At 38.0% G+C, this 10,370-nt stretch carries 11 protein-coding genes; 1 reads left to right on the top strand and 10 read right to left on the bottom strand.

From position 1 onward, the window contains the following. The 10 genes from I6N95_RS26760 to I6N95_RS26715 all read right to left on the bottom strand — a co-directional run. Nucleotides 1-294 (bottom strand): hypothetical protein (locus I6N95_RS26760; protein WP_209533212.1); only part of this gene is annotated, 294 nt, incomplete at its 3' end. 34 nt (nt 295-328) lie between these two features. Continuing rightward, entirely contained in the window at nt 329-529 is a 201-nt protein-coding gene (locus tag I6N95_RS26755; RefSeq protein WP_209533210.1) for a hypothetical protein, read from the bottom strand. A 36-nt stretch (nt 530-565) separates the two neighbouring features. Further along, nucleotides 566-1,288 carry a recombinase family protein gene (locus I6N95_RS26750; RefSeq protein WP_209533208.1) on the bottom strand — a complete coding sequence of 241 codons (723 nt, stop codon included), beginning with the start codon at nt 1,286-1,288 and terminating at the stop codon, nt 566-568. A 13-nt stretch (nt 1,289-1,301) separates the two neighbouring features. Further along, nucleotides 1,302-1,637 carry a hypothetical protein gene (locus I6N95_RS26745; protein WP_209533206.1) on the bottom strand — a complete coding sequence of 112 codons (336 nt, stop codon included), beginning with the start codon at nt 1,635-1,637 and terminating at the stop codon, nt 1,302-1,304. Nucleotides 1,638-1,753: 116 nt separating this feature from the next. Then, complete coding sequence (locus I6N95_RS26740) at nt 1,754-5,164, bottom strand: hypothetical protein (RefSeq protein WP_209533204.1); 3,411 nt, start codon at nt 5,162-5,164, stop codon at nt 1,754-1,756. A gap of 37 nt (nt 5,165-5,201) precedes the next feature. Continuing rightward, on the bottom strand, nt 5,202-5,816 hold the full coding sequence (locus I6N95_RS26735; protein WP_209533201.1) for a hypothetical protein: 615 nt from the start codon (nt 5,814-5,816) through the stop codon (nt 5,202-5,204). 22 nt (nt 5,817-5,838) lie between these two features. Continuing rightward, nucleotides 5,839-6,645, bottom strand: a complete 807-nt coding sequence (locus tag I6N95_RS26730) for a hypothetical protein (RefSeq protein WP_209533199.1) — start codon at nt 6,643-6,645, stop codon at nt 5,839-5,841. A gap of 28 nt (nt 6,646-6,673) precedes the next feature. Next, nucleotides 6,674-7,375, bottom strand: coding sequence for a cell wall protein (locus I6N95_RS26725; protein ID WP_209533197.1), 702 nt, complete (start codon nt 7,373-7,375; stop codon nt 6,674-6,676). A gap of 80 nt (nt 7,376-7,455) precedes the next feature. Beyond that, the gene (locus I6N95_RS26720; protein WP_209533195.1) at nt 7,456-8,694 is read right to left on the bottom strand and encodes a hypothetical protein; all 1,239 of its coding nucleotides are present in this window, start codon (nt 8,692-8,694) and stop codon (nt 7,456-7,458) included. Nucleotides 8,695-8,761: 67 nt separating this feature from the next. Next, nucleotides 8,762-9,505, bottom strand: coding sequence for a signal peptidase I (locus I6N95_RS26715; RefSeq protein ID WP_209533193.1), 744 nt, complete (start codon nt 9,503-9,505; stop codon nt 8,762-8,764). A 749-nt stretch (nt 9,506-10,254) separates the two neighbouring features. Between I6N95_RS26715 and I6N95_RS26710 the strand changes: the two genes are divergently transcribed. Then, nucleotides 10,255-10,370, top strand: a 116-nt coding sequence (locus I6N95_RS26710; RefSeq protein WP_209533214.1) for a recombinase family protein, incomplete at its 3' end; no start/stop codon positions are given.

Here is a 10,370-nt window from a genome sequence, read left to right as displayed (position 1 = left end):
CTGATCCGCGGTTGCTGTAAATAAATGACTGCCATCAGGTTGAGGGCTAAAATGGCCTAAAAAATTAGTGAAGGTGATTTCTTTGATCTCCGGAGTGTTAAAGGCGGCACACGCAATTTTATCAATTACCTCGACTGTGATTTTGGTATACTCCCGCCCGGTCAAGGCGACGGTTAAAAGGGTCCCGGCAGGCCCTTCAGTTGGGTGTTGGACAGGCTCGGCCTTAACTAAGACAAAACTTCCGCCATTTAGTAAGGCGGCTTCTGATAACATAATGGATTCAATGGTTAGCATGTTTGGCCTTCTTTCTTATTAGTTACTTCACATTCTATACTGTCATATGATGGAAGCTGACGACAAGTCGCTGTAAGTATTCTTGGGATTTAGCCTGATCTTGTTGATCGCATTGAAGGACCTCCACGATACAGGAATGAGTCATAATCATCGTTACTTGACCAATAAAGTCATGTTGAAACAAGTCTGACCGACAGACGTATAAATCGCCTAGTTGAATGGGGGTCTGTCTCATGTTTTCGCTCCTAAATAAATTTTCTTAGCTAATTCCTCATTTATCTGCCAAAGTGTCAGAGTAAGTGAAGTAGACGATTAATAAGGTCATGACGCCACAAATCGCCAATTGTAAAAATGGATTGCTTGAATACGCCTGAACCATTTTTAAACTGATAATCGTCATAAAAAATGTTGCAACCAGTAAAATGGTCTGTTTCAATTTTTGATAGTCTTTCCGAATTCTCACGACCGTTGCAAGAGGGGCGCCAGATTCTTTGGTAATTTTCCGTAATGACTCTTTGCTCATCACTCGTCTAAATATTTCCAAATAGGCTCGTCTAAAATAGGCATCACGAGCTAACAGACTGTATTGATGGCGTTCAGATGAGCGTTCTTTGCTGTATTTTTTAACTTTAACTTGCGCTTGAGCCCCTTCAACATTTTGCTGAATATAATCGAAAAGCTTTCGCCAGTCAGATAGTTTATTTTGTGAATGAGCTAAAACTTCTAACTCTAACTTAAAAGAATCAAGTTCTTTTAGTATTTCTTGCCAGACTTGATAATGTCGGCTGATTTGATCTAACTCAGTAATGACAACTGTATCGCCTGGGCGAGAATCTTCTAACAAGCGATTAAATTCTGGCCATTTTTGCCAATCCTGATGTTTGGCCTTATAAGACTCCACCTTAACAGAGTGACATGATGCCTGTTTCAGCTCGGTAATCGCAACCTCATTTGACTGATTTTTTTGTTTATGTTGAACATATCCAAGCTTCATTTAGTCCTCCTCCTCATCTAAGCAACTCTGACAGAGATTTAGTACCATAGGGCGGATGTTCCAATACATCTTGTAATTCTTCATATATTTCCGAAAGTTCTTTCATCTCACGATAGGCTCTTTCTGGTAATTTGACTCGTTTAGGAAATCTTTTATAGTGGGCTTGAGATGTGAGTTGTCCCTCGACATCATTAGCCAGAAAATTTCGCAAAACTGTTTGGTATTTAAATTCATACCAGTCATTTGGTCTTTCTCGTTGGTAACTCTGCCATAACCAACCAAGACCTCCTAATGACTGCTTAAGTTTTTCGTATTCATCACATGATATATGAGCCATATTCTTTGCCATTTTCCTTTCCTTTAGTCATTTTGTGTTAACTTTCATAGTGTTATACTGGCTACAATTTCTGAATAGCAATAAGTGGATTCTAACTAGAATCCACTTATTGCACTAATCCTATACTTTTATGGCTTCACTACCGTGTTGAACTCATTGTTTTGATAGTCCCAACTGTATGGACGAGCATGATCAGCAGCCGCTAAGGTTGGTTTTAAATAAATCGTCACCCACGCTTCATGATGATCCTTATCATCAATAATTGGCCATAGAACATCTGAATTATTTTTCGATGTTGATTGATGTTTAATATTGGTATAGGTTAGAACATGACCATCGTATTGATAATACTCAGGAATAACTGGTTTAATGGTGATGCCGCCATATTGTTTCGTCAAATCAGGCTCTGTATAATCAAACTCAAACGGCACTATAATCGTCTTAAAGGCTGGGTTAGCAGATTCAATGGCCGATTTCGTAATCGTTTGATAATGTAAATCTGCTTTTTGAGACGTGTCGGCCAATTTAACATTGTCTATTCCATGATACCCTTCTGTTGGAACGACAATTTCCGAGTGAGGTGTTAGAACTACTTGACGCAAATGTAAGAGAACTTCTGGGATTAAGGTAATAACAAATTTACTTGTGATATCTACTTCTTCTCCTTTAGAATTTTTCCCTTTAAAGTACACATGCATATCCAATTTACCTGGATAATTAGCCGTATTCAGTGCGGTCTTATATGAACTAACTGGTTCCAGTGTGTCTCCCGAAGCTAGCTTAGTTTTATCAGCTAATGTAATGGTAATCGGATCCCCATTGCCATCTACTTCACTATTTCTGTTTTTATCAAACTCGTAGACCTTGATATTAGAATTATCAAATATCTTTTGTTTTGTTTCGTCTTTTGCTACATACAGTGGAAGTGAATAGTCATCTGCATAGACAGCTAATTTCCGATCTGGATCGTACTCATGACCCGTTTCATCGTCAAATGTATAATCTGTTAAAAAGACTGTTACCCGATTTTTCAGTTCCACTTTATTTCCTTTTTCATCTGTTCCTGTATAGGTGTAATCTAAGGGATACGGAGCAGCCTTTTTAGCATTAAGAATGTCATTTAACTGAGCCGTATCGAACACTACATTAGTATGATCAAAGGTTGGAGGCGAAGTGAGAGTATTTTCATCCTCATAAGCAATTTTCTTTGTTACACCATTATTGGTCTCTTCGACTACGTACCAAGCAATAACACGAGATAATTTTTTTACTAATTCCTTATCAGATAAATCTGCTACATCGGATAATTTATAAGTAAAATCATGAACATCTAAGTAATGATCCTTATCAATTATGGTCCTATCTGTAATCTTATTAATCCATCTGGAAATAACAGTTTGTTGATTTTGTGAATCATTCGTAAAATACGTTACCAACTGAGGTCCAGGGTATGTTTTATCAAATCCTAATGTTTTCCAGTCTATATCGGCGGACAAATTATTGATATTTCGGTTAATTCGCATTCCAACATATTTTTGCCGGTCTGCTAATGTTGGGGCAATCAATGTATTTTCGTAATCCTTTACATCTGTAAACTTAATAGCTTTGGAATCCCCTAAAGAACCATTTTTTGTGCCAGTTATTAGCCAATTATCCATAAGTGTCCAATTATAAGCATTTACTCCCGGTTGATTTAAAGAGCTATCTTTTATGTTGACCATTATGTCTTCAAAACCGGTTAAAGCTGGCGCATAGTCATCTTCCACTGCAAGCACACCGGCAAATGCAGCCATATGTTTTTCGGTAGGAGGTGTTGCCATTGGACCTTTCGCAAAATTGGAGTCATAATATTGATAATGATCAACAAAGTTACTGTGATCTAGTGTGTCTCCACCAATAAAGAAACGATCTTTCTCATTTGCAGGCATATCGACATTCACAATAAATTTAGGATTCACAATATTATCTATTTCCAATGCCTTAACAGAAACTACCTCAAACTTATCTGCAGCACCACCTGAACCTGGTGTTTTCTTCATTATCCCTTGTACGTAGTAGTATGGGCTATTTAAATGTTGACTATAGAAACTACTATAAAAAGCACTAGATGAACCAATATCTGTTGTTGTTCCATAAAATGCAAAGTCTCCACTAGTTCCTTCTGATATTTTAATGACAGTATTCTTCGGAAACACTTGCAAAACATTTTCAATTGGATTCCCATTGTTAATATCTACTTCAATTAATTTAGTTCCTGTCGCTTCATTACTTAAAAAATAGACCTTTGTTGCCGTTGTTAGCTCAGACAACAACAGTATTTTATAGGGATCAGTTGTTGTCGTCACCACATTGGCAGGATCACGATAACTATAGATTTTTTTTCTTAACTGCTGACCATCGCTTTGAATTGGCCCACTCCCAGTCTTATCGAAAATTTGAAAAGTAGCATAATATTTGTAATTAGAAGCTGGTGCAATAAAACTATTGTAGTCTACTCGACCATAGTAATATCCTGAACTTGTCACGCCTATTGTGGGACTAACATACATATTCTTAATATCAGTCCAATTCGCGCCTGGCGTAGAATCAGGATTATCCGTTTCCAGTGAATGTAAATATTTTGTGCGCATGGTGTTTACATACGCTCCTGATGTCGCGCTCTCCCAACCTTTTACTGAAACTTCACCTATGGGGACTCTTCCTTTAACTGTTCCATCGTTTCTTACACTTGGACTAGAGAAATAAACATCTCCCGTAACCAATTGTGTGGCATTTCCGGTAGTTCCACCTACCCCTCCAATAACTTGTCGAATTCCATGAGATCTAATAGCAGATGACGAACCTGCATCGGTTTCACCAGGTAGTATCGGTTGAATGTTCTTATCAAAACTATTAAATCGAGTATTAGTTATCAAAATATTATTAGGATTACTCTCATTGACATCAAAACGGACGTAAGTACTTTGTCTGCCATTTCCACTCATATATGCTAGATAAGAATTGTCTTTAGTCGCATAAAAACCACTTCCCAATCGCAGTACAGCATCATTCATCGAGCCAAACATTTCTGTAGCTAATTCTTTTCCATCTTTATTGTATACACTAAATTTTACAACCCCACCAGCATCCACACCTCCTGGAGAAAAAAGAACCGCAAAATTACCTGAAAGGGTCTTTTCAATACCAACAACCGTCCAAACTATAGGGACACTAACTCCAAACTTGTTCAATACATTAGGACTTCCAAGACCTTCAATGTGTAATTTTTCAATAAAAGGGCTAACCTCTTCCCCTTGAAGATAGTCATCAAACAAAGGAGACTGGTTGCGTAGCTTAGGCTCTAATAATTGTATTGCATCTGTCTTGACAGAGTATTCTGATGTTAGACCATCATCTAATTTAAGAATATTTGTGGGATGAGCAGTTATTTTGTTGAATTCTTTCTGATGATTATTATATAAAAGAGTTATTAGACCAATCGTTAATCCCACGATCAACACAGCCAGTTTTCTCCTCTTATTACTTTTTTTCTTTTTCAAAAGAAAAACTCCTTTCTTTGATTAAGCAATAGATTTTTTAATTAGGAGTCAATCCATCTAACGCCGAAAAAATGGTATAGTAGGGTACATTAGTAACAGCTGGAACAGCATTATTCCACCACGCCTCCACAAATCCATTTTTCGAGGTATTAACACTCTCCACCTTTAATTGAATGGCAAATGTTTCTTTCCCTCCTGATAATGAATGATTAGTTAGTTTTACGGTTTTCATCAAAAAATCACTTTTTTCTTTATCCTTAATCACATCTGTGTAATAGTAATAACCATCTTGTCCATCTATCCACTTACTGTCCATTCCTGTCAAGATCACTTCTTTTCCTAGTCGTTGAGAAAATACTTTGGCTTCGTCGGTTTCCAAAGTTGGCAATATCATGACTCGCACAAACATATCCCCATTGGTTTTATTTTCAATCTCCACTTCTTTTTTGTAAGCAGTGTCTAATTTCATTTGGCTCACTGTTGGAAATTCTTCTTTAATCTGAACATGTAAATCTTCCACTTCAACCGTAAACGTCTCACGATCCTTTGCCAAAGGGGCCGCAATCAGACTGTGAACAGTCTTTGTCATGCCTAAAAGAAAGAGCGTAAAGATAACATAGAAGATAACAAGTTGCTTTTTTTTCGTCTTCATTGTATGGTCAGTCCTCCACTCTCTAATTTAATTGATTCTCGAATAATTGATAAGCTAAATCTGTTGGCAATAACCCCATTAGGCCTAAAGATGAATTAGTCAAAGAATACCCTTCTGCGACTACATCAATACCATAGAAGGTGTGTTTCATTATGTTAGGTAAATCTTGCGTTCCTTTGATGGATTTAATGAGAATACTCGCACTTTTATTGGGAGGCAATATCTCAGAATAATAAAAGTACCCATCTTCATACAACCAATAATCACTACTCGCTTGAAGCGTTGTCTGAACGGTTGGAAACTCTAACTCAATAAACTTAAAGAGAGTTCCATCGCGAGAAACATCGCCATATAAGAAACTGTTTTGTTCTTTTTGTTTACTTTTAAAATAAGTACTGCTATTTTTCTTATAGGTTTTCCCAACTTGCCAAGAACTCGTTACGTCTTTTTCAATAGCAGGTGTTACGGCCGTATCATAGACTTTGACATTTCCGTTACCTGTTCGGTCAAGTGTATCCATTTCAAAAATCAACAAAATTTCTTCTAACGATACTCTGACAAACCCTGCACTTGTTGAATCATTTCGAACAGTAATATTTTTCTCGGCGACAGTCCCTCCTGAGACGACAGTATTGCTTTTATCACCTTCTACTTTTATTTCTATCGCATTTGAATTCACCCGGTTAATCCGTTCATCTGCCATGGTAACCCAGGCATAAGTACTGCCAATGACTACCACAAGTGCATAAAGAATTGACACCACTAAAAAGCTTTTTTTGAAGGGTTGCTTCTTGGTTCTTTTTTGACGAGTGCGTCTCTTTTTTTTCATCCCTTCTTACACCTCCAATTTGGGTTTGTTAACGCTCTTGTTCACGCCGTTTTTGTTTCCATAACAGTAACGCAATAAGAATAAGTAAAAAACCAACCAGTACTTTATAAATTAAATTACGCCACTCTTCCCCTGTTTGAGGTAATCTAATGAGTGGTTTTTTGATCTCTTCTTCTGGTTTTGGCTTATCAATAACTTTATCGTCTCTCATGGCGATAAACTTCCATTCGTATTTCATTTCACTTTCTTTTTCATAATTCTCAGCCGTTAGCTTTTGGTCGACAGTAAAGGTGGCTTTTAACACCCGATCCGTTCCAAACTCATAGCTGCCTAAGGGCAAAGATTCTTTTCTCCAATCAAATTTTCCATTCCCCAAAAGTGGGCCATTATAGATTTCTTTTCCTTCCAATTCCAGTAACACCTTTACATGGGCATTAAAGTCAATCTCACCATTACTGCTTATCTTTTTTACTCGCAAACCTATATCAAAAGGTTCCTTTTCATCCGTGCTTCTAATGGTTATCTCCTTTGTGTACACGTCTCCAGGTAAAACGTTTGGCATGTCTACAAAATAATCGCCTTCTCTTGAAACGACTATTCCAGAGTCATCCGCAATGACAAGGCCAGATGGAAGAGTTGCAGCTTCAATAACGGCGGATTTCCCGAAAAACAGCCCTCCAATTAGCAGGATACCTAATATTAGTCGATACCATTTTCGTGCCTTTTTCATTTTTTTAACCCTTCCTTCTTGCTTGTTTGTTATAACTCAGCACGGCCACTTTGAAGTGGTCATGCTGAGTAGTGTTTTATCTACGGAATTGCAGGGAATCCAGCAGACGTTAATAATTGATTTAAAACTAATTTTGTTTGTGGTTGATTTGGGTCCATGTTCCATTGAGAAGACCCACCATGCAAAGCTGCTGATTCCGCTTGAACAGCTTCCATTGTTACCACTAAATCATAAGTGATACCTTTGAACGCATCGCCTGCGCCTTGAGCATATTGTAATTCTTTTAGTAAGTCAGGTGTTGTTTGGCCACCTTTTAACGTGTTAGTGAAGTAGAAGAAACCATCATCTGAGTTATATACCCATTTGTCAGCACCCATTGCCGCAGTAGTTGTCATGGCATCACCGTATTTAACTTTAATCAATGAGCTACCTAAGATGGCGTCATCGGCTTGGATTCCTTTAATATCTCCATTAGCAACTGGCACCATTGTCGTTACATTAGCAGCTGAACGAGTATCAGCAACTAGAGCTGGTGTGAAGTTAGTCAAAGTGTAATCAAATGCCACACCATGTCTAACACCATTTTGACCTAGCAAAGTATTTTTATCTGTCCAGTCAAACCCGGCCATAGCAGTACCACCGGCATAGATTTGATAAGATAGTGGTGTATGTGTGAATTTCCATGTGGTGTTTAATGGTCCAACAGCTGGTACGCCACCTGTTGTATCAACTTCGACAGTTGAGTCAATTTTTTGATACTTAACAGCAGCTGGGTTACTCGAATCATAAGCAAAGGCAATCATGTAATCGACACTTGCTTCTCTTAACCCACTAGATGAATTAACTTTAGATTCTCCTTTACCCCATACCTTAACACCAGCAGGAACTGGCACTGTCATTTGACCTGTAATATCCGTGTAGCCATTAATTGGAGTGCCTGCTCCATCAGCTACTTTAGATACACTAATATCAACTGGTAAATCTGGCCCGACTGTCCAACCGCTTGTGGCAGGAGTTTCAACCCCTAAACTCTTCAAATATGTTAGAACTTCTTCATATGAAATCCGAACGAAGGTTGGCGCTGTTCCCGTATTTGTGACAGAAACTTCCTTTGTCGCTGCCATCCCTGGAGCGATCTCACCTGGGTCTTCCCAGTTCTCATTCAATACTGTGTCGCCAGCCGCTGCTGTTTTCACTCTATTGATTCGTTGATCTTCGTACGCGACCCACGCAAATGTTCCAGCCAGCAATGTCACAAGACCTAAGGCTGCGGCTAGCCCCATCATTTTTTTCTTGTTTTTGTTTTTTACCTTCTTCATGGAAAAAAACCTCCTATGTATTTTTTATATATTTAACTCCAGTTCCGTAAGAACCAAAGAATATACCCTAGTAACGCGTTGATGGCTGCTTAGTTGAACCATCTGAAAAGAAGTAATACCGTAACACTAGTAAAAATCCTAATAACCCAAGGATAAAAGCCAAACAAATCCAAATGTTTTCACGGACAAATTCAGCAATAAAGCCAACATTGGGAATCATAAAAATCTTTTTCCCAACAATTTTTTTGGCACTAAAGGGCGGATCATCGGTATTATTGGCATCACCTCGTGTAATTACGAAGTCACCTTCTTCCCCATTTAACTCCTTCATGGTTTTAACCACTCTATGGGTTAAGAACTTATCTTGGGAATCCCCTACTAAAAAGGTCACAATATCGCCTTCTTTAGCATCCCGACCATCCATAGATTGGACAACAATCATGTCTCCTGACCGGAAACCACCTGGTAGCGAGTCTTTTTTAGGCACCATGGAATCTGTCAAAACGGTAAAAAAGCGATACCCGAAGTAACTTTTACTGGTGTCTCGGTTAAGAGCGAACAAGGTCGCACTGGCGACAATCGTAATAACCACTAAATAATAAAGGCCATTAAATACAGATTTTACGATTGTCTTCCCGATAGAAGGAGGTTTCTCTGACGGACGCTCTCGCTTATGATTGCGTTCCTCAGAAGACGAACGACTTCTTCTCTTTAAACGATCGGTTGTTGGATGGTTCGACGAACTTCTAGATGACAACGTTTTTCGTTTCTTCCGTCCACGATTGGTTTGATACTCTCGACTTCTCTCCATCTGTTTAATTCTATCTCCCCTTTATTGCCAATGATTTAAGCGATCTCTCTAGCAGAACAACAGGTCGTCTGTTTTGCTGATTGTGTGGTATTTAATATCTGGCTATCACTTCAAACTTAACCGCTCGCCCTTATTTATTAAGGACCATTTGTTGAATCTCCCTCCACCTCACTAAAGTGAAATTATGTTGACATTTCACCCTATATGAGACCTCACTGTCTTCTTTCTTTTTCTCTTACCTCAATTCAGCCTTTCCCTTTATTCCCTCGCGATAAACAGGGAAATCAATAAGAAAAAACGACTGAATTTTCCTGATAATCTGAATTAACAAAAACTATAGTTACTGATAAATGCAAATAAAACGTCAAAATAGTACGTTATCTAAAATATGAAATCCCGAATTAACGGCATTTCACTTTTTTAGACACGCACACTTACTCCACGTTTTACGAATTTAAAAAAACTATAGTTTATAATAAGTCAAAGGAGTTGTCAACAAAAAAATAATATTTATTTTATGAACCAGATTTAGATACTGTGTTCCGCCCTAACTAATCGCTCAAACAACTGATGTAACACTCTTTCCTTTTTGGTTAGTTAGTATCACTTTTTATTTTCCTTCCTTTAATAGGAAACAAAGAAACGCATGTGACAGACATTATTTGAGCACCATTCGCACAGTTTTAATTAAATTTATTAGGAATAAAAAACATTGCTTAATGTAAAAAAACACAAGGAGGCAAAAAAAAATGGCGACAATTGGCTATATGAGAGTGAGCACCCACCAACAAAAGTTTGATTCTCAATTAACGGCACTTGAAAATTACGGGGTGGACCATTTGTATAGAGAATACGAAAGTGGCCG

Origin of the sequence: Vagococcus allomyrinae (genome assembly GCF_017829975.1) — a bacterium.
Lineage (GTDB): Bacteria > Bacillota > Bacilli > Lactobacillales > Vagococcaceae > Vagococcus_D > Vagococcus_D allomyrinae.
Note: the sequence above shows the minus strand (reverse complement) of the source record. Positions and strands in the feature narration are given on the sequence as shown.

Coding starts and splice junctions, on each gene's coding strand:
- I6N95_RS26755 (WP_209533210.1), bottom strand. CDS start 529: ATGAGACAGACCCCCATTCAACTAGGCGATTTATACGTCTGTCGGTCA.
- I6N95_RS26750 (WP_209533208.1), bottom strand. CDS start 1,288: ATGAAGCTTGGATATGTTCAACATAAACAAAAAAATCAGTCAAATGAG.
- I6N95_RS26745 (WP_209533206.1), bottom strand. CDS start 1,637: ATGGCAAAGAATATGGCTCATATATCATGTGATGAATACGAAAAACTT.
- I6N95_RS26735 (WP_209533201.1), bottom strand. CDS start 5,816: ATGAAGACGAAAAAAAAGCAACTTGTTATCTTCTATGTTATCTTTACG.
- I6N95_RS26730 (WP_209533199.1), bottom strand. CDS start 6,645: ATGAAAAAAAAGAGACGCACTCGTCAAAAAAGAACCAAGAAGCAACCC.
- I6N95_RS26725 (WP_209533197.1), bottom strand. CDS start 7,375: ATGAAAAAGGCACGAAAATGGTATCGACTAATATTAGGTATCCTGCTA.
- I6N95_RS26720 (WP_209533195.1), bottom strand. CDS start 8,694: ATGAAGAAGGTAAAAAACAAAAACAAGAAAAAAATGATGGGGCTAGCC.
- I6N95_RS26715 (WP_209533193.1), bottom strand. CDS start 9,505: ATGGAGAGAAGTCGAGAGTATCAAACCAATCGTGGACGGAAGAAACGA.